Origin of the sequence: Pseudomonas sp. PS01299 (genome assembly GCF_029960145.1) — a bacterium.
Classification (GTDB): domain Bacteria; phylum Pseudomonadota; class Gammaproteobacteria; order Pseudomonadales; family Pseudomonadaceae; genus Aquipseudomonas; species Aquipseudomonas putida_A.
The window spans coordinates 1-25,644 of sequence record NZ_JASCPO010000014.1 but is presented as its reverse complement, the minus strand read 5'-3'; the positions used below and the strand labels follow the sequence as shown (position 1 = coordinate 25,644).

Here is a 25,644-nt window from a genome sequence, read left to right as displayed (position 1 = left end):
GGCGGTAAACGGCTCCCTATCGTGGCGGCTCATTCAGCGATTGAGCGCAGTCACCACTCATGCCCCGTTCCCTTGTCTCCTATTGGAAACGTGTAGCCACCAGCGGCCCGACCGTCGATGGCCGCGAGATCCTTCCCCAGGAACTGCGCGACATCGCCGAGACCTACGCGCCGACTTTGTACACCGCCGTTATCTGGTGTGAACACGAACGCTGGTTCGGATCCCACGGAACGGTTTTCGCTGTGCGCTTGGTCGAAGAGGGCGACGATTTGGAACCTGGCCAAGTCGCCCTTGAAGCGCAACTGAAGCCCAACGACAAGCTGCTGCGCCTGAATGACGCCGGCGAAAAACTGTTCACCAGCATCGAGATCAAGCCGAATTTCCGGGGCCGTGGCAAAGCCTACATGACCGGTATCGCCGTCACCGACGAACCCGCCAGCGTCGGCACGCAGGAACTCTACTTCTCCAGTCGCACCAGCCGCGATGCGTACTACGCCGCATCCCAAGAACTCGGCCCTCTGCGCGAAACCGAAGCGCAGGGCGAGATTGGCCGCCTTGTCGGCATGTTCACCCGCCTGTTCAAGCGTTTCGGCATTGATGACACCGCCGCTGAAACCACTCCGCAAACCCCAACCGAGAGCAAACCCCCAATGGATGAAGCTACCGCAACGGCTTTGAAAGCCCTGCTGGCCCAGCTGCTGGTCGTCGCTGCCGGCATTCAGGCCGTGATTGAGCCTGCTGCCGAAGATGCGCCAGAACCCGATCAAGCCACGATCGATGACGTAAGTGCGGCAGTCGACGAGATCGTTACCACCGCCGAAGAAGAACGCGAATTCAAGCGTAACGGTGGCGCTTCCAATAAGGCCGTCTTGGCAGCTTTGACGAGCCTCCAGAAGCAGTTCACCACGCTGCAAAACACGTCCACTGGACGTCAGCTGCCGCGCTCCACCGGCGCAGCCGACAAAACCAAAGCGCGGGTACTCTGACATGGCCCGTTCCCTGAGCGCTTACGGCGCGAAAATGTATGCGGCGATGCAGCTGGCTATGGCCGAGACCTATGGTGTCGAGCTGTCCAGCAAGATGTTCAGCGTTGAGCCGTCCATCACCCAGGAATTGAACGACGCCATCACCGCCAAGTCGGACTTCCTTTCGCGCATCAACGTCATCGGCGTGAGCGAAATCAAGGGTGAGAAGGTGTTCATCGGTGTGTCCGGCCCGGTGACTGGCCGTACTAACACCAAGACCACCGATCGCGAGGCGAAAGACGCCTCCGAGCTGGACAACACCACCTACGAACTCTCGTCCACCGAGTCGGACGTGGGTCTGCCGTACGCAAAAATCGACGCCTGGGCCAAATTCCCGGACTTCCATCAACGTTACTCGGCTGCTGTGCAGAAACAGATCGCTCTGGACCGCATCATGGTCGGCTTCCACGGCCTGAAAGCCGCTGCGCAGACTGATATTGCCGCTTACCCAATGCTGCAGGACGTGAACAAAGGCTGGCTGCAACAACTGCGCGAGCAAGCCCCACAGCAGGTACTCAAGGAAGGCAAAACCGCTGGCAAAGTAATCCTGGGGCAGGGCGGTGATTACGCCAACCTGGACGCTCTGGTGCATGACACCAAGCAAATGGTGGACGAACGTCTGCGCGATGGCGGAGACCTGATCGCCATTATCGGCACCGACCTGTTAGCGGCTGACAAGGCCAAGCTGTACGCCAAGCAGGGTGATACACCCACCGAAAAAGAGCGCATCGAGGACGCCCAGGTGATCGCCACTTATGGTGGTCTGCCAAGCTTCAGCGTGCCGTTTTTCCCGGTTAACGGCGTACTGGTCACCAGTTGGGACAACTTGTCGATCTACTTCCAGGACTCCAGCTGGCGCAAGCAAACCGTAGACAACCCGAAACGCTCCCGCGTCGAGGATTACAACAGCCGCAACGAAGGCTACGTGATCGAGCAGCTGGAAAAGATCGCGTTTACCGAAAACGTCGAGTTGGCCGCATGAGCCTGGCCCTTGCCCACAAGCGCCGTACTTTGGCACAGGGAACCGCTGCAGTAATCGCTGCAGCCGCCGCACCGCAGGCGTATTCGCCGGCGGAAGCCCTGAGCAGCCCGGCCAACGCGAAAAAGCACCTGCTGCTGATGGAAGCCTCTCTGGATCAGGATCTGCAGCGCCTGAGCGATATCAAGGGTCTCGCCGGGCGTCAGGCACTCAAGCGTGAGGAGCTGTTGCCCAAGTACCAGGATTTCATTCAGCGCTACATGGACTCGGATCTGGTGATGCCGAATCGCGTTCTGGTGCAGGTGATGGTCTGGCTGTTCGACACCGAGCAGTTCGAAGACGGCCTAGCACTCGCGGACTTTGCGATCGGGCAGGGGCAGGAGATGCCCGAGCGGTTCAAACGTCGCGACGTGCAAACCTTCGTTGCGGACGCAGTGATCGACTGGGCTTACGCCGAATACAACGCCCAGCGCAGCCCGGAGCCGTACCTGTCCGATCTGCTGCCTCGCGTCGACGGTGAATGGGAGCTGACCGAACAGATCCCGTCCAAGTACCACAAGTTGATCGGCATGCGCGCCATGGAGGCCGAGCAGTGGGAAACCGCGCTCCAGCACCTGGAACGTTCCACCGAGCTGTACGCGAAAGCTGGCAATGAGACGCGCATTGCGAAGTGCCGCAAGGCGATCGCCAAACAAACACCCGCCGTGACCGGCGCCCCATAACCGACTACCCCCCCAGCGGGGAACTGTGGACGTGTGTCTGCCATTCATGGCCAGCCCCACGAAAAGCAGTTTCCCCGCCCTATTTGAGTGGCCAGCAATGAGCAGCTTTTCCGGGAACCCAACCACCTTTGTGGAACAGACAATCGAGAACGACGGCTTTTGGCCGAACCTCTCTGTGTCCGAGTTCCAGAAGGGCTACCGCCTGCCGGCGGAGTTCTTGGGCACGTTGCTGGTCGACGCCCTGAGTATTGCCATGGCCGAGGTCAACACAGACCTGGCGAAGCTCAAAAACCGCTGGCAGATCCTCGGCTTTACCAATGTAGAAGCCGCCGAACTGTCGTCGCCTGAACGTGTGCTGCGGGTCAGCTTGTACAAGCGCGCCGTGTATTGCCGCGCCAAGGCCGGCGCGCTGCCTCAATTCGCGTCCGTGACCCGGCGGGAAAGCGCCGAGAACACCGCGAAAGAAGCACCTGAACTCAAGGAAACGTTCTTGGCATTCAGCCAGGCGGCCGTGCGCGTGCTGCAAGGCCGTGGCCGCATCACGGCGAAGCTGCTTTGAACAAGCTGCAAGGTTTAACCGCGTACCTTCGCGACCGGCGCCTGGTCGAGCCTGAGCAGCTCGACAGCTTTACCGAGCAGGTGAAGCTTGTGCTGGTCTGGAAACCCGACGTCGACGGCATGCACTTTGCCGACATGCACTATCGCGCCGCGATTGTCCTGGAGCGTTTCGCCGACCATCCGGCGCGCCTGATGGCGTTGGTGGGCAGTTGGCTGGAAAACCACGACTCCGATCGCGATCGGCACGAATTACCCGCACCGGAATTCGCCGTAGAGCCGCTGGATAACGATCTGTTCGACGTGGAAATCACGTTGGAATTCGTAGAGCCGCAATACTTGGCTGAGGATCCTGCCGGCGAGATTGAGGCCTTCGGCAAGTTGTGGGCGTTCATCCCGTTTGACCTGTGGGTTGCCGAGCGCGGCGAGGTGGCCACAGGTGAGCGCTAATCCGTGTGACCTCGATGTCAGGGGCTTACTCAACGTCGACGCCCAACTGGCGCTACTGGAGCTGCCGCCAGTGCTGCGCCGGCGTCTGCTGAACAACGTGACCAAGCGGGTGCGCTCGATGAGCCGCAAACGCCAGCGCGAGCAGCAGAACCTCGACGGCTCGTCTTTCGCAGAACGGAAGGGATCAGCCAAGGGCAAAAAGAAGATGGAAGCGGGTCTGGCCAAGCTGCTGCAGGTTACCCGCGTCAATGCGGACGGAGCCGAACTGGGCTGGAAAAACGCGCTGACGCGTTGGGTCGCCACTCAGCAGCACAACGGCGCCACCGAGCGGCGTACTGCTGCGCAGATGAAGCGCTGGAACAGCGTTCCACCTGGCATCGCCTGCACTGACAAACAAGCCAAACGCCTGCGCAAGCTCGGATTCAGCGTTCGGCAGAAGGGCAAGAAAAAGCCGACACGGCCTTCAGTAGCGTGGATTCAACAGCATGTGAATTACGCCAAGGCGGGGCTGCTGATCCGCATTTTGAACAACGAAAAAACCGAGTCGTCCGGCGCGCAAAGCTGGGACATCACCCTGCCAAAACGTCAGTTCCTCGGCGTGGCAAGCGGTAATGAAACCCGCGAGCTGGTTAACCAGGTCTTTCAACAAATCCTAACTTCACCCCGCTAACGAGGCACTGCATGGCACTCGGTCAAGTCACCGTCGACAATCTCAATCTGGGCCAGGGTGCCGTGACTGAGATTGAGCGTTACTTTCTTTTCATCGGCCCGGCCGGCAAGAACGTCGGCCAGTTCATCGCGCTGAACACCGACAGCGACTTGGACTCCTCCCTGGGCGTTCCGGCCAGCGATCTGAAAACCCAAATCACCGCCGCCCGCTTGAACGGTGGTCAGCGCTGGGCCTGCGTCGCGGCCCCGATCAGCGCCGAGGGCGACTGGGAAACCGCGCTGGAAAAAGCCCAGCAACAGGGTTTTTCCGTGGAAGCCGCGGTAATCACCAAGCCTGTCACCACGGCCGCCGAGCTGTCGGACATGCACGACGCTGCAATCGCTCTCAACAACAAGTACGGACGCCGCGTATTCGTCATGGCATCGGTTGCCGGCATCACCGCCGAGCAGACCTGGGCGCAGTACGTGAGCGAGCAAAAGGCGCTGGTGGCGGATTTAGCCGCGCCGCGTGTTTTGCCGGTGCCGCAACTGCACGGCAACGACCTCGGCGTTCTCGCCGGGCGCCTGGCGCATTCCTCCGTGAGCATCGCGGACAGTCCGATGCGTGTAGCCACCGGCCCAGTGTTGGGCCTTGGTCCTGTGCCAATGGATGGTGAAAAAGTGCCGCTGCCTTCGGCTGTGCGCAGCGAGCTGGATCGAGCGCGTTTTTCTGTGTCGCAGACCTATCCCGATTACCCGGGCGTGTATTGGGGTGACGGCAACATGCTGGACACCCCCGGCAGTGACTTTCAAGTCGTCGAGTACCTACGCATCACCGACAAGGCCGCTCGCCAGATCCGCCCGTTGCTGATTCGCCGCGTAGCCGATCGCCGCTTGAACAACACCCCCAACAGCATGGCCGTCAACACCAACCAATTAATGGCGCCGCTGCGTGCCATGGCCAAGTCCGTCAAGTTCAACGGCGAAGTCTTCCCCGGCGACATCGAGCCGCCGAAGGACGGCGACCTGGTACTGGAATGGTTGAGCAAAACCAAGGTCGCGGCCTACATCAAGCTCAAACCCCTCAACTGCCCGAAAGACCTCACGGCAAACATTGCCCTGGATCTTTCCACTGACAAAGCGGAGTAACGCCCCATGGCAAAAATTGGCGGCAAGAACTTCGACGTGAGCCTGGGCGATATCGCGCTGCACGTTGAAAGCTGCACCTTGGACATCACCGACAACTCGGCCGTGGCGCAAACCCGGGGCGTGCCTGACGGCTACGTGGACGGCGACGTGGCCGCTGCCGGTGAACTGGAACTGGATAGCTCCAACTTTGAGTTGCTGATCGATGCAGCGAGATCGGCGGGAAGCTATCGCGAGCTGAAACCGTTTGATGCGGTGTTCTTCGCCAAGGCCGGTGAAGACGAACTGCGCGTGGAGGCGTTCGGCTGCAAGGTGAAGATCTCCAGTCTGCTGGCGATCGACCCCAAGGGTGGCGAGAAGACCAAACACAAGGTGCCATTCGACGTCACCAGTCCGGACTTTATCCACATCAACGGCGTTCCCTACCTGGCTGCGGCCGAGATCGAGGGGCTTCGGTAATGGTGGACTGGTTCGACCGTGCCCAGGAACTGGAGCAGCGCCAACGTGACCAGGCGATCAAGGCCCAGCTGCTGAAACCTGTGCCGGTCGGGCCAAGCCTGACCCATTGCCAGGACTGCGATAAAGAAATCCCGCCCGCGCGCCAGGCGCTGGGCGGCAAAACGCGGTGCGTCCCGTGTCAGACGGGCCACGAACAGAGTAAACGCTGATGACGACTGAAGCCGCACGCCTCGGATCGCTGGAACAGAGATTTGCCGTTTTCGAACACCGGCTGGATGAGCTGGCAGATCGGCACGAAACCGTCCCCACCCGAGTTACCAGGTTGGAGCAAGGATTCGAACACATGGCCGGGCAACTGTCGGAACTCAACGCCGGTCAGCAGACCCTGACGGGCGCGGTGAACGACATCGGCGCGAAGGTAGGCCGTTTGCTGACCATTCTCACGCTGGTCGGTGCTGTCCTTCAAATGGTCGTGCCGGCACTGCTGCGAGTGCTATTTCCATGAGCTTGCGCGGCAAGATTCAGGCCGGTGTTATCGCGTTGGCCAGCGCTCCGCTTGTGATCTTCCTGGGCACCTGGGAAGGCAACGGCCAAAACGTCGTTTACCCGGATCCGCTCGCCCGTGGTTTGCCAACCGTGTGTAAGGGCATCACCCGACACACCAGCCATTTGCCGGTAGTGGTCGGTGATTACTGGTCGCCCGAGCGATGTGCCGAGGTGGAAAAACTGGTGATTCGCAAAACCCAGCTACAGCTTGCTGACTGCATCACCAATCCCAACGTGGGCCAGAACACCTTTGACGCGCTGACCAGCCACGGCCACAACTTTGGCGTGCCAAGCACCTGCGCGAGTCGAGCGGTCGCGCTGATCAACGCGGGTCGCATCAGCGAAGGCTGCAACGCGTTGGCGTGGGCAGCAGATGGCAAGACACCGGTTTGGGCCTTTGTCACCGATACCACGGGCAGAAAGCGCTTCGTTCAAGGTTTGCACAACCGCCGACTGGCCGAGTCTCGGCTTTGCGCGGCCGGCCTCTGATGCTGCGCGAATGCCTCTTTCTCGTCGTGGTGTGTCTGGTCGTTTGGATCGGCTTCGACACGCTCGAAGGCCAGCGCGATGACGCCAGGCGCGAGCGCGACAGCGCGCAACGGGAAGTAAACGGCCTACGTGAAGCGGCCCGCATCACCGGTGAAATGCTTGCCGAACGGGACGCAATCGACCAACGAAACACCACGGAATTGACGCATGCACGTACTGAAATCGAGCGCCTGCGTGGCGATGTTGGCGATGGCACTCAACGGTTGCAGATCCGCGCCAACTGTCCCGCTTCCGGATCTGTGCCCGCCACCGCCGGCACCGCCCGCGTGGCTGTTGCAGGCAGCGCCGAACTCGCAGCAGACGCTCGACCGGATTATTTCACCCTCCGGGATCAGCTTGCCTTAAGCCGGCAAATGATCCTTGGGCTTCAGCAATACGCCCTTGATGTGTGCCGGCGATCGCCGGCGCACCAGGGAACCACTTTACCCAACCTCAAAAAGAGAGCTGCCCCATGAGCCAACAGAACACTGAAATCACCCTGGAAGTCGGCGAACAGGAATTCACTTTCAACCTGACTGCGGCTGACGTCACCAAGTACTTCAACGCGCTGACCCAAACCAACAAGGTCGCCCCAGGCAACAACCTGTTGATGACCACTGTGATGCAGGAACACAAAACCGTCCTGAAACCGCTGCTGGGCAACCCGGTCATGGTGATGCAGCTCGCCGGCGCGCTGCTGGAAGAGTACGGCCCGAAGGTTGAGGTGCTCGTAAAAAAGCACTCGGCCACGCTGAGCGCTTAAGCGAAAACGGCCTGGGCCAGTTGGTGGCCCTGACGAACCACTGGCTACCTGGTGCCGAACCCACGCCCGAGGCGATGGGGACGGCCAAGTGGCTGGAGGACGAACACTGGAGACGCATGGAGTTTGCCGTGGCTAACGGCATCGCCATTGCGCTGAACGGGTAACGACATTGGCAGACCAAAGCGCCCGCCTTGCTTTCATTCTGAGCCTGACCGACAAGGTCACCGCGCCATTGGGTCAGGTGCAAGCGGCCTTTTCCGACCTTGCCGATCAGAGCGAGCAACACATCAAGACAATCGGTGTGGGCTTGGCCGGGCTGACCGCCGGTGTGGTCGGGATCCGCGAATCCATGGAACCCGCGCTGGAGGTCAATCGCGCCCTGGGCGATGTCCGATCGCTGGGCGTCGCCGAAGATGCGTTGACGGCGCTGAACACCAAGTCGCTGGAGTTCGCCGTGAACTACGGCGAGAACGCCAGGGACTTTGTGGCCTCGGCGTACCTGATCGACGGTGCGATCAAGGGGCTCGCGGGCAACCAGCTGGCCACGTTCACCAACGTCAGCAACCTGCTGGCCAAGGCGACCAAATCCGATGCCGAGACCATGGGCGAATACGTGGGCACGCTTTACAACTTGCAGAAGTCCCAAGCCGATGCGATGGGAAAAGGCGCGTGGGTGGAGAAACTCGGCGGGCAAACCGCATTGGCAGTGCAGCTGTTCCGCACCAGCGGCGCCGCGATGAAAGACGCTTTCAAGGAGGCCGGCGCGATCGCGACGACCTCCGGCGTTGACCTGGCTGAGCAGATGGCGGTGATTGGCACATTGAGCAGCACGATGGAAGGCGGCGACGCCGGCGGACGCTACAAGGCGTTTTTCGAGAACATCGGCGCGGCGTCGGAAAAGCTCGGCATGAAGTTCACCGATCAACAGGGAAAACTTCTGCCGATGATGAGCATCCTGGACAAGCTCCAAGGCAAGTTCGGCGACCTCACCACTGCCACGGCGTCAGCCAGTCTGGTAGAGGCGTTCGGCGGTGAAGGTGCGCAAGTGATCGGCGCTCTATTCAAGGATTCAGAGCGGCTGCGCAGCGGCATCGAGCAGTTGGGCAAAGTGCGCGGGCTGGAGAATGCCGAAAACATGGCCCGAGCGATGGTTGATCCCTGGCAGCAATGGGCCTCGCTCGTTGATGTAATGCGCGTCGTCTTCGGTCAGGTACTGATTCCAGTGCTGACACCGTTCATGAACAAAATGGTGGATATCGGCAAAACACTGGTTCGCTGGTCGCAGCTTTTCCCCAACATCACCCGCGTGATCGGCATCACCGCGCTGACCATCATGGGCATCGTGACCGCGTTGTCTTTGCTAACGGTCGTGGTGGGAGTTTCCCGGATGGTGTGGCTTAGCCTGGTGACGGTCTGGAAAGTCGTCCAGTTGCTGAATCTGCGCACCGTTGCCGGGTTCGTCCTGCAAAAGCTGGCGATTCTGGCGTACATGGCGGTGATCTACACATTGAGCGCTGGTCTGGCTCTCATTCGCGGCGCAATGCTGCTGTGGCAGGGCGCCATCTGGTTGGTCAACGCGGCATTGCTTGCCAACCCGCTGGTGTGGATCGTTGTCGGCGTTCTCGCCCTGGTAGCCGTCATCGTCGCGGCGGTCTATTACTGGGACGAATGGACGTCAGCCCTGATGAACACTGCCGCGTTTCAGTTCGTCGCCGCGCAGTTCCAGAAACTTTCTGACTGGTTCAACTCTGTGGGCGGCTGGTCTGGCATGGTCAAGGCCGCGTGGGACAGCATCGTCAGCGTTTTTCAGACGGCCATTAACGGCCTGATCGAGCTGATGAACAGCATACCGGGCGTGAACATCGAGGCGCGTTTCGGCGGTATGCCCGAAGTGCCCGGCGTGGATGCTGCGACCAACGCCGCCGACACCGCCAACGCCGCGCAGAAAGCCCAGCAGACCATTAACGCAGCAATCCCCAGCCTTTCGCCTGCGCGCCCTTCAGCGGTGCCGCCCGGTGGTCTGTTGACCAGCATTCAGAACAACAGCAACAGCCAGAACAAGGGCACGCATGTGGAGAACGTAAACATTCACACCGCTAAACCAATGAACCCGCTGGAGGTGGAAAACATGGTCGCAATGGCGGTGGGCGGATGAGCGAATACGTAGATCTGCTGATCGTCGACAACGACCTAGCCCTGGATCCCTCGCATCAGCCATTGCTCATTGATGACCGCGCCTGCATCGCCCAGGACATCGCGCACATGATCCGCGACAGCGGTTTATTGGTTGTCCTGGTGGCAGAACGTGATCGCTTGAAGCAACGCGACTGCATTCAGCGTCTGGAGCTGCTGGTAGAAGACGACGTGCGTCTGGTACCGGGAACAGCGCGCATCACCCAACAGGAGCCAGGCACCTACATGGTCACTGCCAAAACCATCAAATTTGGATCGATTGAGGTAAGTCTGTGAGCGTCGATTTTAAAAAGGTGGTCGCCGATGCGGGCATTCCGACCACCGAGGCGGGATTGAAGGCTGCGTGGGAAAAGGAGGTCGAAGCCCAGGGCGCCAAGGTGGCCAACACCAGCAGTTATTCACCGTTCTGGCGGGTAATGACCGCACTGGTGACCAAGCCGGTTCTGTGGCTGCTCGACTTCCTTTGCATGACCGTGCTGCCTAACTTCTTTGTTAAAACTGCGGTGGACGCATGGCTGGATACGCTCGCCTGGGCGGTGAACGTCGAGCGCAAGGGAGCCACCAAAGCCCAAGGGAGATTGCTGTTCACCCGGGCTACGCCTGACGGTGTGATGGAGCTGGAAAAAGGCATTGTCGTGCAGTCAGCTGCGATCAACGGCAACGTCTACAAGTTGATGACCACTGCGCCCGCGACGTTCATGCAGGGACAGATCCAGCTGGAAGTCCCGGTGGAAGCGATCGAAGCCGGTAGCGGCTTCAATCTCGCCCCGGGTTACTACGCGATTCTGCCGGCGCCGATCCCCGGCATCGTCCAGGTGGTGAACAAGGACGGGTGGCTGGAGTCGCCAGGTGCGGATCCGGAACCCAACGATCAGTTGCGCTTGCGCGTGCGCAACCAATTTTCGGCGGTCAATCAATGGCACACCGACGCGGTATATCGCGCCATGATTTCCGCGTTCCCTGGCGTGCGTCCGGACGGTGTCTATTTCGAACACGGCGCTCCACGTGGGCCGGGCAGCGCGAACGCCTATGTGCTGTTTGATGCCAGCGTGCCGGCGGACACTTACCTGGAACAAATCAACTCGCACATCCGTGATCAGGGCAACCACGGCCACGGCGATGATCTGCTGGCCATGGTCATGCCGGAAGTGCCTGTGGCTGTGGCCATGAATCTCTGGCCTCAACCCAACCTGAGCGCTGAACAGATCAATACTCTGAAAAGTGAGGTCGAGTTGTTCATCCGCGCAGCGTTCCGCGAAAGCACGCCCCGCGACTTTCAACCGACGCTCACTTACCCACAGTCGCGATTCAGCTATAGCCGACTGGGGGAGGAACTGCACCAGCAGTTTGCCGATATCGCCTCCCTTCGATTCATGCCCGGCGTTGATGTTGTCAGCGGTCTGAACATCCCGCGTTTGTCCTCGGTGAAGGTGAATCTGCAATGACCAAACTCAAACTGCCGTTCTGGCTTGGCGGCACCGAGCTGTCAAAACTGGTCGCTGCTGCACAGGCTTGGTGGGAGACAGTCACCGGCTGGCTGCGCTGGCCGTATTCGCAGATCGATCCGGACATCTGCCACATGAGCATTCTTGAGCTTTGGGCTTGGCAGCGCGACGTGACGCGATTTCAGGGCGAGCCCGAGGCGTTATTCCGATTACGGGTGAAACACGCTTTTATCAACTCCGTGGATGCGGGCAGCACCGCAGGCATGAAGCGCATTTTCGAACGCCTCGGCGTTGGTTATGTGGAGATAGAGGAGCGCCAGCCCGATCGGGATTGGGACGTGGTGCTACTGAAATTCAGCAACGCTCAGCTTTCGCTGAATCCTGAACTGTTGCGCGTCCTTATCCAGCAGTACGGCCGAACGTGCCGTCGGTACGACTTCGTGACCATCACCCCCGTGGGGCTGCAAATCGCCCTGATCGACTTCAACGACGACCAGCAAACGCTGGTTGCCAGTCTCTAGGAGCGCACCTTGAGCGCCAGTATTACCTTGGCCGGTGAAGGCCAAATCGCCCTGAAACAAAGTCAGAAAAAGTCCCTGATCGTCACTCGGTTTATTTTTGCCAATGTGCCCCAGTTGAACCCGGAAACACCGGTGGATCGGGCCGCCGGCAAACCGCCAGCGGCGCAGATAGTCCACGTCTACGACATCCCCGAGGAAAATCGCGGGTTCGTGAATCCGAACCAGGTTGTGTACAGCGCCCAGTTGGGGTCTGACATCGGTGACTGGGACTTCAACTGGGTCGGTCTTGAAGACGCGGACGGTCTGCTGTTCGCCGTGTCCTACGTGCCGCTGCAACAAAAACGCAAGAACATTCCGCCGTTGCAGATCGGCAACAACGTTACCCGCAACTTTCTAGTGGCCTATGACGGGGCCATGCAGCTGACGGGTATCACGATCGATGCAAGCACCTGGCAGCATGACTTTACGGTGCGCCTTGCCGGTATCGATGAGCGCGAGCGCCTGAGCAATCGCGAGGTTTACGGCCGCGCGTGCTTTTTTGGTAACTCGCTCGTATTCGGAAAGAGTGGAAACGGATTCCAACTGGGGGCTGGCACAGCGTACATCGAAGGTATCCGCGTATTTTTGGCAAAACCCTTGCCGCTCACCGGTGTAATTCCCGCTGGAAAAATCACACTCGACGTTTGCCTGGAGCGACATTTAAACGATCGAGTGCCGACGTGGAAAATTGTCTATGGCGAAAAGGCCGACTACACCGACGCTGCCGGCGTGCGCCATTACTGCATCCCGATTGCCCATTACACCTCTTCAACGGCTTTCTGGGATGAGCGTCAGCCCGAGTCAATCGCCGGGCCGCTGATCCAGCACTTCGCGGCACGAGATGGCGACTACGCGAATCTGCGCGCCCGTGGCACGACAAAAGAAGACGTCGAGCTGGAAAACCTGCCCAACGCCAAAAGTGATGATCCGGATACGAACAGCAGCGAGATTCTGGCGACCACCGCCGCCCTGAACAGACTGAAAACACAAGTCGGAGATTCAATGGCCGGAATGGTCGCTCCATTTGCGATGGACGTCCCTCCACCGGGCTGGCTCAGGTGCAACGGTGCCGTGGTGTCTCGCACGACCTACGCCGCACTGTTTGCGCGCATCGGCATTGTGTTTGGTGAGGGTGATGGTTCCACGACCTTCGGCGTGCCGGATCTGCGAGGCCTGTTCCTTCGTGGCAAAGACGACGGGCGCGGCCTGGATCCTTCGCGGGTGCTTGGCTCCTTTCAAGACATGCTGATGCAGTCCCACACGCACACCGCTACTGCCGCTGCCGTTGGTGACCATGTCCACAGCGCATGGACGGATGCACAAGGTAACCACGCTCACCGGGCTTGGACTGATGCGCAGGGCAATCACTCCCACAGTGCGCCAGGTGCGCCAGGTATCGGCCAAGGCGCGGGAGGGCCGAACACCATCAGGCAGGCCGCTGGTGCACAGGAAACGTCTTGGGCCGGACATCACCAGCACACAGTCGGAATGGATGCCGCCGGTAACCATGCGCACAACGTCGGTATTGGCGGCGGGGGCAACCACACCCACGGCGTGACCGTCGCTGCTGCCGGCGGAACCGAAACGCGGCCGAAGAACATGGCCTTACTTTTCTGCATCAAGTATTGAGATCGAGCATGACGGCAAAACTCGTTTATCAAACCGACCACCTGGGCGTTTTCGTGGGCACCGTGACGGCAGACGAATCGCCCCTGGAGCCTGGCGTTTATCTGATCCCTGGCGGCTGCGTCGAAATCGCTCCACCGGTGGTTCCACAGTACAAAGCCGCGTGTTGGAGCGGAACAGCATGGCAACTGGTGGACTTCTTCGGCGGCGTGGTCGTATTCAACACCGACACTGGCGAGCCGCGCACCCTCGGCGGATTCGAACCAGTGCCGGCGGGTTACACCATGAAAAAACCCGGGCCGAACCAAATCTGGAAAGACGGCCAATGGATCGACGACATCGATGCCGTGCTGACCACGTTGCAGGATCAAAAACTGCAAGCGATCAGCACCGGCGGCGCGGCTTACATCGCCGGCGGATTCAACTCCAACGCCTTGGGCGAGATCTACCGCTACAGCAGCGCGATCGATGACCAGGTGAATTTGAACGGTCAAGTGCTGCTGGGCATGGATGACGTTTACCCCTGCTATGACGCCGACCAGGTGCTGGCCTTCCGACCTCACACGATCGCCCAACTTCAGAAAGTCAGCCTTGACCTGGTGCGCTTTCGCCAGGCTGCGTTGAGGCACGCCGAGATACTCCGTCTGGCTGTGGCCAACGCTCAAAAAGACAAAGACCTCAAGACAATGAAAGCCATCATTTGGACGCCGCCGGCATGACTTGGGCACCGGTGACGATGCGCTGGCCAGAGCAGGCGACGCAGTGGATGGGCGGACTGTCAGCGGCCAAGGATCTGGCCGGCAGCGAATTGGCCAGCACCGCCAAGCGCGTGGCTGGCCTGAGTGGCCTGGCAAACACCAACCCGGGGCCGGTCGGTGATGCTGCCAAAAGCGCGATCGCGGCCGGACGCGCCGCGCTGGCCGAGCAGTTGGGCCAAGTGCCGGCGTGCCTTGTCGTGACGCCGTTTCAAAGCGGGGTTGGCCAAGGCACCGGCTATCAACGCTTCCTCTCGGCTCCCAACGCACTTGAACACCTCGCAAAAAAACTGGAAGACGCCAGCGACAGTGGACGCCCGACTGGGCAGCAATACGCACTTTCGATCCTGTTCCTTGGCACGCGCTTGGAACAGTTGGCCAGCAGCTTGGCGAGGTTCAACGCGTTTCTGCCAATTCCTGATCTGGTGCGGACTGAGCGCCGGGCACAACACCTGGTGAAATTGGAAAGCGAAAAGTGGGAGATCCCCGGCGCCGGTTCTTTGCCTCGCTGGCAAGGTTTGCCGCTGGAGCGTTGCACAGTGGTCAAAGCCGCCAAACAGTCCATGGCCGGTCAACTGGCCGTGCTGGAGGGATACGCCGCTGACAGCTCGCCGTTGGCGGATCTGGCCGCGCTCGCGGCCCGCAAGGCGACCCAGCAACGAGGACGTGACCAGAAACTGGCTGACTTGAAAGGCCTACTGGTTGGTGGAAACCCTGAGGTCAGCATGCGCGCACGGCTGATCGGTCCGGGCAACGCCGGCGAACTGCGCCACGAGCTGCTGGCCGGCGATACACCGGGCCACGAATGGATTCAGTGCGCGGGTTTGCTGTTGGTAGGCAGTAAGCAAGGGCTGAGTTTTGTACAGGAGTTGGTGGGCCTATGACGCTGCTACTCGACGGACAAAAAGTCCAAGGCAAGAACCTCAAGGTCACCGCCAACCTGCGAATCGAAAGCGGCGACATGTCCGGCCAGACCAGCAACACCGACAAGGCCCATAAAGGCTTCAAGCCCAAGACGTTGGCAGTTTCGTTGATGATTCCCTTTGTGGATAAAACCCAGATGACGGATCTTTTGCGAATGGCCGAAACGACGGCCAGCGGTGGGCAGTTGCACCTGTACCGCATCGTCAACGACACCGCTGAGGCCTTCGGTGTGCGCCAAGTCGAGTTTTCCGAAGGCATCAGCGCCCGGGAAGCGGACACTCTGAAAGCCTGGCTGGTGCAGTTCACGCTGAGCGAGCGCGAATCGAACCCGGAGAAAGTCGAAGGCCGGCGCGCCGGCAACAAGGTAGACGCTCAAGGCGCCCCGGGTAGCCCGGTCGGTGACGGCGGTGCCGGCAATGGAGAAGGAACCAGCGATAACCCCGCGCTCAGCGGCTTCGAAAAGGTGCTGGGACGTGTGGATAAGTGGCTGGGCGGGAGTGAGCAGACGTGAAACTGCACAAGATACTTTCCATCAACGGCGCCCCGATCGCTCTCATCAAGGAGGACGTCCGGCTGGACGCTACCAGCCCCGGCCGGGCCAACTTCACAGTTCAATCCCCTATGCCGCTGAAAGGTCTGGTGACGCTGGATATCGGCTACAACGAAGGCACGTTGCAACGCCACTTCATCGGCTACGTCGAGCGCTGCACCGCCGCCAATGCGGTCGAGCAGGTGCTGTTCTGCCGGGAACTGGCGGCAGTGCTGGCCAACCCGTTGCCGTTGAACCTGCGTCATGTGGATCTGCGCGCCGTGTTGGCCAAGGTCAGCGAACAAACCGGGCTGCGCTTTCGTGTCCCCGATCGGCCTTATGCCAGCGTGAAGGCGCCGTATTTCTACAGCCTCGCCGCCGGTTACCAGGCGATGGACAGTCTCGCCCGGGTATTCAGCATTCCTGACTTCACCTGGCACCAACTCGGCAACGGTGAAATGTTCGCCGGCAGTTGGGCTGACGGTTTTTTTGGCGCACGGGCGCCGCTGCAAATCCCCACGGAGCTGTTCGACGGCTACCAAGGCAACCAAAGCGCGATGGTGGCGGCCCTTCCCGGGTTGCGACCAGGTGCAACGATCAACAACGGCGAACGCGTCACCACCGTGACGCTTGCCAATGACCAGATGGCCATCCGATGGAAGACGCAATCCGCCGCGCTGTAGAGCGCCAATTTCCCGAACTCACCGGTGGTTATCACCTGCCGCGCTTTGCCCGGGTTACCGCGGTGGCCGACGCACCGGCGGACGCCGGACTGTGCGACGACTTCCGTCCGCGCTACGCCGTGGACATTGTCGTACTCGGCCCGGATGACGAACCAGATCCGACAATGCCGCCGCTCACTGGCGTTCCTTTGCCGTTGCCCACCGGTGGCGAGGAAATGGGCATTTACGCCTTTCCGGAGGAAGGCACGCGGGTAGTGGTGTGTTTTGCCTACGGCCTGCCGAACAAGCCCTACATTCAATCGATCTTGCCGCACGGCCTGAGCATGCCGAAGGTACCGAAAGGTGATCAAGTGTGGCAGCACAGCGAAGCCGCCCAGCAGCGTGTTGACGCCGACGGCAATTGGCTGCGCCAGACCGATGGCAAGATCAGGGATCAGGCGATCGAGCGCGAAGTTGAAGCCCTGGACAACCGCGAGCAGTTCCAGAGTCACACACGGGCGGTGGACGACCATTCGACTGAGACGGTGGGTGGTGTGAAAAAGATCGAGGCGCTGGGCGCACTCAAGCTGATGTCGGGCGGTTCTGCGAGCCTGGCGGCGGTGGACGATCTGCACCAGGCAACTGGGCGGGATCTGAACCTGGTTGTGGGGCAGAAGCACAACGCCACGGTGGGCGGCGATATGCAGGAGCGGATTGAAGGCTTGCGGGAAAGCGTAGCGGGGGTTAGCCAGCGGATGCAGGCGCCAAAAATTTGGATAGGTTCAGAAGGCGTGAATCTGTTCAATATTATGTCTGAAACGCTCGACTTATTACAGGAAATGAATATGCAGTTAGCTGCTCACATCCATTTGCCAGGGTCAACACCGATCCCTTCGGATACTTCCGCCTTCACCGCTCGAGCTGCAGCAGCCTCCCTAATTTCGAAGTCAGTAAAATTAATATCTTTATAGTTTTTATTTAATAGGGACTTTTTGTTTCTGGTGGCCACACTAATTTTTTTGTTGTCTCCATTGGCTTTTCAGGCAAGCCTTTTTCTTTGCGCCAACGTAAATGCTCGGCCCGCATTTCAGCTTCAATTTCTTTGATTCGACTAGTAAAATTATTGGGGATCGAAAAGGTTGTTCCTATTTCGCATACTTTTTTGATTGTTCTCCAAGCGTTGTAGTCAATAAATGGATTAAGGCCGATAATGTTTCCATGTAGAAAGTTTTTGGGTTCGGGCATGCCTAGAATAATGCTTAACTTCTCTATTGCAACATTGAGATCCCATTCGGAGGAGCTTAGAAGTAGCGAGCAGAAAGCTAGTAGTGGCGAGGAAACTTTTCCAAACTTATAGTTCATCCAGGTGTGAGCTTTGTAGCCAAGCGCGCGTGCAGTAAACATAGAAAGTTGAATCGTTTTTTGATAATAAGGCTCTAGTGCGGAGACGTCAAAAACTTCGCAATCCTTATATCGTTCTGCTAGTCTAATTGCATCTTTCCTGCTGTCGCCGAACCGAATGCCTCTAGCTTCCTCAACTAGATCTGCTTGATCTAGAGTGAGTTTTACTTTCGCCGCATGACGCCAGTCGAAGTTTGGGATCTCCGCGTGCGATGGGTGGTGTACTAGCGAATCGTGCGGATGAGTTCCGAGCAGGTCATAGAGATAATTAAATGTATCTGTCGATGCGGTTACACGAAAGCGCACGGAAGTTTTTAGTTCGAAATACCATTGGCGCATCGATCTTATATTTGACTGATCGAAGACTCCACCTTCAATGCCTTTGCACACCAGTTGGCGAACCTGACGTGTTTCTTGCGATCTATCCGATTGAAGGTCAACTAACTCGCTTTGCTTCGGAAGGTCGGAAGCAAGTGTGTTGAACTCGCAAAAAGGAAGGTGGGCATCTTCATTTTTTGCGCCTACGAATCGAAAGTGTGCTTGGCGCAAAGCTTTAGCTGTAGTTTTCGATTTTGCACCACTTACTAAAATAGCTCCGTCCACGCCGCATGATGGGCATTGAACATCCATGCTGACCATCGTACGGATGTGATCTGGAATATCAGCTAATATCTGAATCGACTCTTCTACACTATGGTTGCCATATAGCGCCAGCAATTGTTCCACATCCAATTCTTTCTTGTTAAGTATCGAGTATGCAGTTTTGGACATGTGCAGCTCCGCAAGTTGTTTGGCTTATGGTATTAGTATCGCTTGCTGTTCTTTATTAAGTCGTAAATGCAGACTAGTTTTGCAAAGTTACTTGATCCATTGTCGGCGTGCTTTTTCAGGATTTCAAATAAATCCTGTTGTCCTTTTTTTATCAATGCGGGATCCATGTACGGAACCATACGTAGAAAAAGCTCAAAGCCACATTCATATAGTTCATTAATGCCAATCAAAACCTGTGGTACGGTTTTTGATCTCCTCAGCTCATATCCTTCGCTTCTGTAGTGATCAATATCCCAGCTGAAACGAAGTGCAGCTCCCGGGCATAACTCTAATTCGGCATTGTTCAAACTGCCATCTTCATTAATCAAGCCAGCGCGATTTAAGTAATAAAAGATTGGAACGCGTTGGGTTCCTTTTGCTAGTTTTGGAAAGACACTGCCAATAACATCCTTTGAGTTATAGTCTCTGTTTTCAAAAATAACATCACGAATTAAGTCTGCCCGCTCAAGCCCAATCAAGCCTTGCTTTGCTATTGCTTCCCCTTTTTTCAAAGTGGATATTGCACCGTAGCCTACTACGAACTCGGTTAGTGAGTTGCTTTTCTCTAAGTCTGACTCTTGTCTTACATATAGCTGTCCTTTAGGGTCGTCAGTGATAACGAGTTCATAAAGTTCATCCTTTATTGTTCGAAAAATATGCGCAGGTATTCTTTTTTTGGTTTCTGCTAAAACTTCGAAGAGCTCTATGTAGTTTTTTACTCGGATGAGTTTTACCGGTATTCTTTTATGTATTACTGAGTCTGAAATGCTTGGTTCTTCCAAGTCGCTTTGCCATTCAACGAATATAAGTTTGTTGCGCAGGAAGTCTAAGCTCTTTTCTGGGAAGCAAGTTATTATATCTTCCAGGATTTCTGCAATGTGTGCGTCGGTTAGTGAGTATCCTAGGAAGATTACGGGGCGTTCTATAAATATAGTTAATAGCTTGGATGATAAATAAGGGTTTTTTCGCCTGTACTCAACGTAGTCGGCGTCAGTAAGGACTAGGGAGTTCGGCAGGGATGAACACCCATGGATTTTATAGATTTCTGCAATTCCATGACTACGTCCAGCTATTAGGCCGTCCTGTCCAATGAAGCTTGTAAATTTTGGGAAAAGATTTTCTAGTAATCTATCCCAGTTAGTGGTGATAACTCCATCGATGTTGGCCCGAGATAGAAGGGAAAGTTCCTCCTCCATGGCATCAATTTTGTTGTTGTGTGCGTTCTGTAGGTATTTTGCAATCTCAATTTTTAATACTGAGCTCTCATTTATAAAGTGCTCTTTGTACTCATCTGCTGTTTGTGCTGATGAAGGCAGTTCCCACCATTTTTGTCCATAGCTCTCTGCAAGGAGCTGAGCATATCTTGGTAGGTCACCCCCTGAATTTGTACGTAGGCGTAGATGGTTTTCACCTATTGCTTCGCAAAACTTCAATAAGAGTGGTTCCCAGCTTTCAAGTCCGAGATATCGTCTAGACATACCAGACCCAAAAAAAAGCATGGGGGATGCTTCGAATTTTTTGAAGTGCTCTTTGATTGTCTCCTTGAAGTTCATACTTTTCCTATCAGTCAATAGTGCAGTCTTTAAAAGGGATTGGAATAGGATAGGAAAAAGGCGTGACTATTTCCACCTATTTGGTGGCTTTCATATTCTGTTGTTCGAAATTGATCATTGTGACAAAAAAATGCCTGGGAAAGCACTTATCCCCCTCCCGCCGACGGGCTTTGCGTACCTTTTTTGTGCAAAGGCCAGAGCGGTGTAATCACCCGCTCTACCCAGGTCTGCTGCGGGGGCTCTGGGCGTTGCATGGATTGCACGCAGTGCAAGGTTTTGTAAAAAAGTGCAGATCCGTGGCACAGCTTTACGGAGCATCGACGAATTGGCCAAGGAAGTGAGACGCCCGACGTGCTGGGGCTGCGGCCTGAAAAACCTACTGCACAGGGTATTTTCGTTTTTGGAACTGTTCGCACCACTTGCGAATCCGACAACGCCCAGTCCGCTGGGAAAGCGGTTGTAAGGCCCGGTCTGCTTGGCTCTGCGGGGTTTTCTGGTATCGCACAGAGTCACCAAGAATTTTCTTGCTATTACTGCCAAATTCTCATGATGTGAAAACACGGAAAAGGGACGTCGTCTTGGTCATTTTTCAGACGTGGGCTGGGAAAAAGGTAATTTTGGTAAGCAAGGTGTGGAAACGCGCTGCAGCCCTTGTCGTGTTTGGCTTTCACTCATTACCTCAAGAGGTAATTTTAGGTAAGAGTTAGGGTAATAATTTCTGAAGCGCCCGGTTTTACTGGGTTTTAGGGCTATAAGGGATTACTCATAGGAAAGGTAATTTTCTAACCTCATACTTACCAAATCATTACCTCTGCGTACTTCTCTCTACGCTCCGATTTTCAAGGCTTCCAGAGCGTGTCTCATGCCGCATTACCAAAATTACCTTTTTCCCATGGGTCAACATGAAACGTCGAAACGGGCTTCGCGTCCGTGTTCTGCAACCTGATGCGCAAAACCCATGGGACTGACATGGGACTGAGATTAAAAAATTCGCTCCTCTGCAGCCCTTATAAACCGGGGGGGTGTGCTCAAAAAACCGCAAACGGGTAGTTTCGAATCTCTCCTTCACCGCCACATTCAATACGCAAAACCCCTGATTTCGAAAGAGATCAGGGGTTTTGTGGTTTCTGGCGTCTGGATTTTAATCCGCTGCGCCTGTCATGCGTGCAAGTGCTCGGCCTGATTTGCCATAGCGCATTACAATCGTCGCTTTATCCGTAGAAAAAAGGACTGTTCCCATGATCATTTCCACCACCCACGCCATCGAAGGCCGACAGATCACCGCGTACCTGGACATTGTCAGCGCGGAGTCGGTGCAGGGCGTCAACGTGATCCGTGACATGTTTGCCGGCATGCGCGATTTTTTTGGTGGGCGCTCGCAGACGCTGGAGCGTGCGTTGAAAGAAGCTCGGGTTCAGGCGACGGACGAGATCAAGGAACGGGCGCGGGCGTTGCAGGCGGATGCGGTGGTCGGGCTGGATTTCGAGATCAGCATGCCGGCGGGCAAGGGTGGCATGGTTGTGGTGTTCGCGACGGGTACGGCGGTCAAGTTGCGTTGATGCAGTCGCGGTGTTCAAGCGAGCCCATTCAGATGATGAATGGGCTTTTTGCTTTTCTGCTTTCGATCAGCCCTGTGGCTTGAGGATGACAAGCCCGTGGGCGTCATAGGTCAGGGGCGTATCGATTGCGACCATCGGCGGGGTGCCGGTGGAGGGCGTCGGATCGGCCGGCTGACTCGGGTGGTAGATAACGCCAGGGGTTAGAACCGGTTTGTTCGGGTAGGTGATGGTGATGTCGCCTGAAGCGAGCTTTTCCTTGAATTTTTCACCGGCGGCTTTGCCGGCAGCGATTTGTTCGTCCGTGAGTTTTACGACCGGCATTTCCGGGAATCCGTTGATTTTCATGTTCTCTCCTTGAGATTCATTTGTTTGAAAAAGGGCAACGGCCTGTGGCCGGGAATCTTTAGCGTTGTGAGATCAACGGTTGGTTCGGATGTTGAGCAGGTGTAGGCCATTCGTCGGGCATCGGTCGAACTGAACCACAAGTCCGGTAATGACCGGCTAGTCTCAAAAGCCTTGGAGGTCGATATTTTTTCAGGCAAAAGGGCTTTGCCGGTGTCGATCTATTGCAAAGGGGAGAGGCTATGACTGACCCGTATATCGAAGACGATGGAGCCGAATTTTCATTCAACAACTGTGTCCGTTGCGGCCAGACGGAGTACCAATCGGGCTTTGGCGAGGATCCGGTGCAGACCGGCAAGATCAAGTCCACGGCACCCAAGGGGCCGAAAGCCAAATTCCTTCCAAAGGTCTCGGCCCGCTCAAGAAAATAAAGTGAGACCGAACTACCCCGTCTATGAACGGGGTTTTTTATGCCTGCTGTTTATGAAAAGGAAATCTCCTACAAACTCTTGGGCGGGGTTGGTGTTTTTCACAAACTTTTCACGTCCACGGTCGTAGGGTGAAGCCATCCGTTAGAAAGCAAGTCTCCAGCCCGTCTCCCCAGCGGGCTTTTTTTTGCCTGCGATAAAACCTTTGGCGAAATCGCTGTCCAATCGGCGCCAAGTGCGCGGCGGCAGCTGATTTGTCTGGACTTCAGCGCGTCGACAGCTTTCAATCTCGGCCCCTTTTGATCTCCCTATTTTTGAGGTTTTCGTCATGCGTCTAACATTGCCTGCTCTGGTTCTGGGGCTTCTGGTTGCTCAAGGTGCGGTCGCCGGTGAGGGTACTGCTGCACTCGGCGGCGGTCTGGGTGGCGCGCTGGGTAACGTGGTCGGCCAGAAGATGGGCGGCAGCACTGGCGCAGCGATTGGTGCCGGTGTTGCAGGCGCGGCGGGCAGTGCGATGGCTGCCGGCAAGGGCAGCCGCACCAAAGCGGCTATTGGTGGTGGTGTTGGCGCGGCCGGTGGTTCGGTGATCGGCAACAGCCTGGGCGGCCGGAATGGTGCAACCATTGGCGCCGGTCTTGGTGGCGCTGCGGGTGGTGCCGTCGGCGCTAACCTGTCCAAAGGTCACAAGCGTCACTGATATCGAACGTTTGTTTGTCAGAAAAAGCCCGGCTCGATGTCGGGCTTTTTCATGGCTGAACGTTTTCTCGAAAAGTGTCTCCAATCTGACATAGGCCCTATGGGCATACCCTCCCGATTCGGGAACTGTGAGGTTCAAATGCGCTTGTCATTGTCTGCACTGTTTTTCGGATTATTCATCGCTCAAGGTGCGATGGCCGCCGGAGATGGCAGCGCCGCCGTAGGTGGCGGTTTGGGCGGTGTACTCGGTAACGTGGTCGGTGGCCAGCTCGGTGGCAGCACTGGTGCCGCGGTTGGCGCAGGCGTCGGCGGTGCGGCGGGCAGCGCGGTCGGGGCGAATAAACACAATCGCACCGAAGCCGCCATTGGCGGTGGTCTCGGCGCTGCCGGCGGCTCGGTGGTCGGCAACAGCTTGGGCGGCTCCACCGGTTCGGCCATTGGTGCCGGTTTGGGCGGCGCAGCGGGTGGTGCGGTGGGCAACAACCTGGGTGACGACGGTGGCAGAGCTCATTCCGGTGGTGGTCACAAGCACAACAAGTACAAACATAAAAACCGTCATCACTGATTGAGTATTCGAAAACAAACCCGGCCTGGCGCCGGGTTTTTCGTTTCTGGCGGTCGGACACTGGAACGATTGGCTGTAAGGCTTTTCGAACGTTATACAACCCACCAGACGTAGAGGTTTGCCATGACGCCCGAAACCGAAGGCAAGGAAGAAAAAGGCCCGAGTGGTCTGCCGTTTATCAATGATCCGGGGAACGAGGATCCGGGGTCGCTGATGGATGATGCGACGGTGCCGTTGAATGATGCGGATGAGGCAGATATGGAGTATGAGGAGGATGAGGATGAGCAATAAGTTGTCTTGAAAGTCGAGCGTGGCGGCGCACTGAATTTAAATATTCGGGGCCTGTACTTCAGGCCCTTTGATTCGGATCGGTTTGTTCTCGAGGTCAAGCTTGTCAAACAGTCGTCAAGGCGGACGAAAGCAAACCGACAAAATATTCTGTTATTTGCCTGTTAATTCAGGTCTGACTAGTACGTAAAGGTTATCTGATGTCGACATTTTTTCTATTCGACCTGATGCGATGTATTCTTGAAACTCCTTTTCAATTGTTTTTTTGTCGCAGTATTTTTTATATTTAGATGGCCTATCGCTAGCGTAAATGTAAAGACGCCAAACATCAAAACCGTCGATTCTGTTATTAGAACCATAATCAAAGTCCACTGATTCTGATGGGAAGTGAATGGCGCACCCTACGCCGTGCAGTTCATATTGAATTTCATCAGTTATTTCACCGCAGCGTTCGATTTGCTTGCTTCGCCAAAGTCTTAAAATATTCCGAGTGCCAAATTTTTTTTGTAGTAATTCTGTTCCACTTTCAACTTTTGAAAGGAAGTCAGTTATTAGGTCCTCAAGATTTTTATCGTCTTTTTTCATCTTCTTCTGTGATGCTCCAATCGGTCGTGTCCGACATTGTTAGCCGATTCAATGACTTCTTCGATAGTATTGAGCTCTCCTTTGTGCTCTCTGATGTTCGTGATCAGTTTTATAGTTATAGGTGTTGCTGTTTGTTTTGCAGCTGCTGCACGGTGATGTCCATCTAGAATATAGAAGTTGCCCTGATGTTCTGCTACGTCTATGGGATAGCTGACATCGTATCCACCTGCTCGCATTTGATCCCTTATTTTTTCGACGTGTTTAGTTGATTTTTTTCCCATGATCGCATGCGTTCGCTTCACTGAATGTGGGTCAACGCCATGAATCAAGTCCGGTAATTGTGGTTCACCCACATCTACCTTAGCGCCACCAATCCCACCCGGCACCTCACAGCCCGGCCTATTCGGCGGCGGACAGTTGGCATTCAACCCCAACGGATCCACCCAACCCGTCGGATTCGGCACGTACTGGTATTGGTTTAGTCCTCCAGCCAACTTCACCGGATCCGGCGTCAAATACCGTCCCAACCTCGGGTCGTAATACCGATGCCGGTTGTAATGCAGCCCACTTTCCGCATCGAAATACTGCCCCTGAAACCGCAGCGGCTGGTCCAGGTAGTCCTCGCCCGCGAGGGTGATCGCCGACACCTTGCCGTAGGCGTCGTACTGCGCCGACCAGACGATTTCGCCGCTGTAGTCGGTGAGTTCCTGCGGGGTGCCGAGGTGGTCGAGTTGGTAGTAGAACGGGCAGGCCTTTTTCGGACCTTTGCCGTCGAGCAGCGCCAGTGGGCGGAAGGTGCCGGGTTCGTAGACGTAGCTGCGGTGGTGGTTAGGGCCGCTTTCGGCGACGAGGTGGTCGCCTTGCCAGAAGAACTCGGTGGTCTGGCCGTCGACGGTTTTGCG

Annotated in this window: 33 protein-coding genes; 28 read left to right on the top strand and 5 right to left on the bottom strand. The window is 56.7% G+C overall.

Annotated elements, in window-relative coordinates; genetic code table 11:
- Positions 1-59 precede the first annotated feature (59 nt).
- From QMX91_RS05230 to QMX91_RS05120, 23 genes are all read left to right on the top strand, one after another.
- Entirely contained in the window at positions 60-986 is a 927-nt protein-coding gene (locus tag QMX91_RS05230) for a GPO family capsid scaffolding protein (protein ID WP_158830609.1), read from the top strand.
- A gap of 1 nt (position 987) precedes the next feature.
- Positions 988-2,007: a phage major capsid protein, P2 family gene (locus tag QMX91_RS05225; protein ID WP_064392744.1), complete on the top strand. Its 1,020-nt coding sequence runs from the start codon at positions 988-990 to the stop codon at positions 2,005-2,007.
- Positions 2,004-2,726 carry a phage terminase small subunit gene (gene gpM, locus QMX91_RS05220; RefSeq protein ID WP_158830608.1) on the top strand — a complete coding sequence of 241 codons (723 nt, stop codon included), beginning with the start codon at positions 2,004-2,006 and terminating at the stop codon, positions 2,724-2,726. Before QMX91_RS05225 ends, gpM begins: the two co-directional genes overlap by 4 nt.
- A gap of 97 nt (positions 2,727-2,823) precedes the next feature.
- Entirely contained in the window at positions 2,824-3,285 is a 462-nt protein-coding gene (locus tag QMX91_RS05215) for a head completion/stabilization protein (RefSeq protein ID WP_158830607.1), read from the top strand.
- Entirely contained in the window at positions 3,282-3,731 is a 450-nt protein-coding gene (locus QMX91_RS05210) for a phage tail protein (RefSeq protein ID WP_158830606.1), read from the top strand. Before QMX91_RS05215 ends, QMX91_RS05210 begins: the two co-directional genes overlap by 4 nt.
- Positions 3,721-4,401 carry a virion morphogenesis protein gene (locus tag QMX91_RS05205; RefSeq protein WP_158830605.1) on the top strand — a complete coding sequence of 227 codons (681 nt, stop codon included), beginning with the start codon at positions 3,721-3,723 and terminating at the stop codon, positions 4,399-4,401. Before QMX91_RS05210 ends, QMX91_RS05205 begins: the two co-directional genes overlap by 11 nt.
- An 11-nt stretch (positions 4,402-4,412) precedes the next feature.
- A complete protein-coding gene (locus tag QMX91_RS05200; RefSeq protein WP_158830604.1) occupies positions 4,413-5,528 on the top strand; it encodes a DUF2586 domain-containing protein in 1,116 nt (371 codons plus the stop codon).
- Positions 5,529-5,534: 6 nt separating this feature from the next.
- A complete protein-coding gene (locus QMX91_RS05195) occupies positions 5,535-5,984 on the top strand; it encodes a phage protein (RefSeq protein ID WP_158830603.1) in 450 nt (149 codons plus the stop codon).
- Positions 5,984-6,193, top strand: coding sequence for a TraR/DksA family transcriptional regulator (locus QMX91_RS05190; protein ID WP_158830602.1), 210 nt, complete (start codon positions 5,984-5,986; stop codon positions 6,191-6,193). Before QMX91_RS05195 ends, QMX91_RS05190 begins: the two co-directional genes overlap by 1 nt.
- Positions 6,193-6,489 (top strand): hypothetical protein, encoded by a 297-nt coding sequence (locus tag QMX91_RS05185; RefSeq protein ID WP_158830601.1) that lies wholly within the window; start codon positions 6,193-6,195, stop codon positions 6,487-6,489. The genes QMX91_RS05190 and QMX91_RS05185 overlap by 1 nt, the downstream gene beginning before the upstream one ends.
- Positions 6,486-7,019 carry a lysozyme gene (locus QMX91_RS05180; RefSeq protein ID WP_158830600.1) on the top strand — a complete coding sequence of 178 codons (534 nt, stop codon included), beginning with the start codon at positions 6,486-6,488 and terminating at the stop codon, positions 7,017-7,019. The genes QMX91_RS05185 and QMX91_RS05180 overlap by 4 nt, the downstream gene beginning before the upstream one ends.
- The gene (locus tag QMX91_RS05175) at positions 7,019-7,534 is read left to right on the top strand and encodes a lysis system i-spanin subunit Rz (RefSeq protein ID WP_158830599.1); all 516 of its coding nucleotides are present in this window, start codon (positions 7,019-7,021) and stop codon (positions 7,532-7,534) included. Before QMX91_RS05180 ends, QMX91_RS05175 begins: the two co-directional genes overlap by 1 nt.
- The gene (locus QMX91_RS05170) at positions 7,531-7,821 is read left to right on the top strand and encodes a putative phage tail assembly chaperone (protein WP_158830598.1); all 291 of its coding nucleotides are present in this window, start codon (positions 7,531-7,533) and stop codon (positions 7,819-7,821) included. The genes QMX91_RS05175 and QMX91_RS05170 overlap by 4 nt, the downstream gene beginning before the upstream one ends.
- Before the next feature lie 169 nt (positions 7,822-7,990).
- Positions 7,991-9,976, top strand: coding sequence for a phage tail tape measure protein (locus tag QMX91_RS05165; RefSeq protein ID WP_158830597.1), 1,986 nt, complete (start codon positions 7,991-7,993; stop codon positions 9,974-9,976).
- Complete coding sequence (locus tag QMX91_RS05160) at positions 9,973-10,290, top strand: DUF2590 family protein (protein ID WP_158830596.1); 318 nt, start codon at positions 9,973-9,975, stop codon at positions 10,288-10,290. The genes QMX91_RS05165 and QMX91_RS05160 overlap by 4 nt, the downstream gene beginning before the upstream one ends.
- The gene (locus QMX91_RS05155; protein ID WP_158830595.1) at positions 10,287-11,459 is read left to right on the top strand and encodes a baseplate J/gp47 family protein; all 1,173 of its coding nucleotides are present in this window, start codon (positions 10,287-10,289) and stop codon (positions 11,457-11,459) included. The genes QMX91_RS05160 and QMX91_RS05155 overlap by 4 nt, the downstream gene beginning before the upstream one ends.
- Positions 11,456-11,980, top strand: a complete 525-nt coding sequence (locus QMX91_RS05150; RefSeq protein ID WP_158830594.1) for a phage tail protein — start codon at positions 11,456-11,458, stop codon at positions 11,978-11,980. Before QMX91_RS05155 ends, QMX91_RS05150 begins: the two co-directional genes overlap by 4 nt.
- Positions 11,981-11,989: 9 nt before the next feature.
- A complete protein-coding gene (locus tag QMX91_RS05145; RefSeq protein WP_158830593.1) occupies positions 11,990-13,648 on the top strand; it encodes a phage tail protein in 1,659 nt (552 codons plus the stop codon).
- Positions 13,649-13,656: 8 nt separating this feature from the next.
- Positions 13,657-14,364 carry a hypothetical protein gene (locus QMX91_RS05140; RefSeq protein ID WP_158830592.1) on the top strand — a complete coding sequence of 236 codons (708 nt, stop codon included), beginning with the start codon at positions 13,657-13,659 and terminating at the stop codon, positions 14,362-14,364.
- The gene (locus QMX91_RS05135) at positions 14,361-15,284 is read left to right on the top strand and encodes a hypothetical protein (protein ID WP_158830591.1); all 924 of its coding nucleotides are present in this window, start codon (positions 14,361-14,363) and stop codon (positions 15,282-15,284) included. Before QMX91_RS05140 ends, QMX91_RS05135 begins: the two co-directional genes overlap by 4 nt.
- The gene (locus tag QMX91_RS05130) at positions 15,281-15,835 is read left to right on the top strand and encodes a DNA-binding protein (protein WP_158830590.1); all 555 of its coding nucleotides are present in this window, start codon (positions 15,281-15,283) and stop codon (positions 15,833-15,835) included. The genes QMX91_RS05135 and QMX91_RS05130 overlap by 4 nt, the downstream gene beginning before the upstream one ends.
- Entirely contained in the window at positions 15,832-16,536 is a 705-nt protein-coding gene (locus QMX91_RS05125) for a hypothetical protein (RefSeq protein WP_158830589.1), read from the top strand. Before QMX91_RS05130 ends, QMX91_RS05125 begins: the two co-directional genes overlap by 4 nt.
- The gene (locus QMX91_RS05120) at positions 16,509-17,486 is read left to right on the top strand and encodes a hypothetical protein (RefSeq protein WP_158830588.1); all 978 of its coding nucleotides are present in this window, start codon (positions 16,509-16,511) and stop codon (positions 17,484-17,486) included. Before QMX91_RS05125 ends, QMX91_RS05120 begins: the two co-directional genes overlap by 28 nt.
- Positions 17,487-17,493: 7 nt before the next feature.
- Here QMX91_RS05120 and QMX91_RS05115 read toward each other — a convergent pair whose 3' ends face one another.
- Positions 17,494-18,687 (bottom strand): hypothetical protein, encoded by a 1,194-nt coding sequence (locus QMX91_RS05115; protein WP_158830587.1) that lies wholly within the window; start codon positions 18,685-18,687, stop codon positions 17,494-17,496.
- Between the two features lie 32 nt (positions 18,688-18,719).
- Positions 18,720-20,279: an SIR2 family protein gene (locus tag QMX91_RS05110; protein ID WP_158830586.1), complete on the bottom strand. Its 1,560-nt coding sequence runs from the start codon at positions 20,277-20,279 to the stop codon at positions 18,720-18,722.
- A gap of 1,238 nt (positions 20,280-21,517) precedes the next feature.
- Here QMX91_RS05110 and QMX91_RS05105 point away from each other — a divergent pair.
- Positions 21,518-21,838: a YbjQ family protein gene (locus tag QMX91_RS05105; protein WP_027613311.1), complete on the top strand. Its 321-nt coding sequence runs from the start codon at positions 21,518-21,520 to the stop codon at positions 21,836-21,838.
- A gap of 66 nt (positions 21,839-21,904) precedes the next feature.
- On the opposite strand, the gene QMX91_RS05100 is transcribed toward QMX91_RS05105, so the two are convergent.
- Entirely contained in the window at positions 21,905-22,183 is a 279-nt protein-coding gene (locus tag QMX91_RS05100) for a hypothetical protein (protein ID WP_210559092.1), read from the bottom strand.
- Between the two features lie 239 nt (positions 22,184-22,422).
- Here QMX91_RS05100 and QMX91_RS05095 point away from each other — a divergent pair, with 239 nt between their 5' ends.
- From QMX91_RS05095 to QMX91_RS05080, 4 genes are all read left to right on the top strand, one after another.
- Complete coding sequence (locus QMX91_RS05095; protein WP_007960727.1) at positions 22,423-22,611, top strand: hypothetical protein; 189 nt, start codon at positions 22,423-22,425, stop codon at positions 22,609-22,611.
- 325 nt (positions 22,612-22,936) lie between these two features.
- On the top strand, positions 22,937-23,305 hold the full coding sequence (locus tag QMX91_RS05090) for a glycine zipper domain-containing protein (RefSeq protein WP_007960728.1): 369 nt from the start codon (positions 22,937-22,939) through the stop codon (positions 23,303-23,305).
- Positions 23,306-23,443: 138 nt separating this feature from the next.
- Positions 23,444-23,869 (top strand): YMGG-like glycine zipper-containing protein, encoded by a 426-nt coding sequence (locus QMX91_RS05085; RefSeq protein WP_027613308.1) that lies wholly within the window; start codon positions 23,444-23,446, stop codon positions 23,867-23,869.
- Between the two features lie 123 nt (positions 23,870-23,992).
- Positions 23,993-24,160 (top strand): hypothetical protein, encoded by a 168-nt coding sequence (locus QMX91_RS05080; protein ID WP_003223252.1) that lies wholly within the window; start codon positions 23,993-23,995, stop codon positions 24,158-24,160.
- Positions 24,161-24,310: 150 nt separating this feature from the next.
- Here the strand turns inward: QMX91_RS05080 and QMX91_RS05075 are convergent, their stop codons facing one another.
- Together QMX91_RS05075 and QMX91_RS05070 are read right to left on the bottom strand one after the other, a co-directional pair.
- Complete coding sequence (locus tag QMX91_RS05075; RefSeq protein WP_282412354.1) at positions 24,311-24,742, bottom strand: hypothetical protein; 432 nt, start codon at positions 24,740-24,742, stop codon at positions 24,311-24,313.
- A partial coding sequence (locus QMX91_RS05070; RefSeq protein WP_282412353.1) for an RHS repeat-associated core domain-containing protein occupies positions 24,739-25,644 on the bottom strand: 906 nt, incomplete at its 5' end. The genes QMX91_RS05075 and QMX91_RS05070, both read right to left, overlap by 4 nt.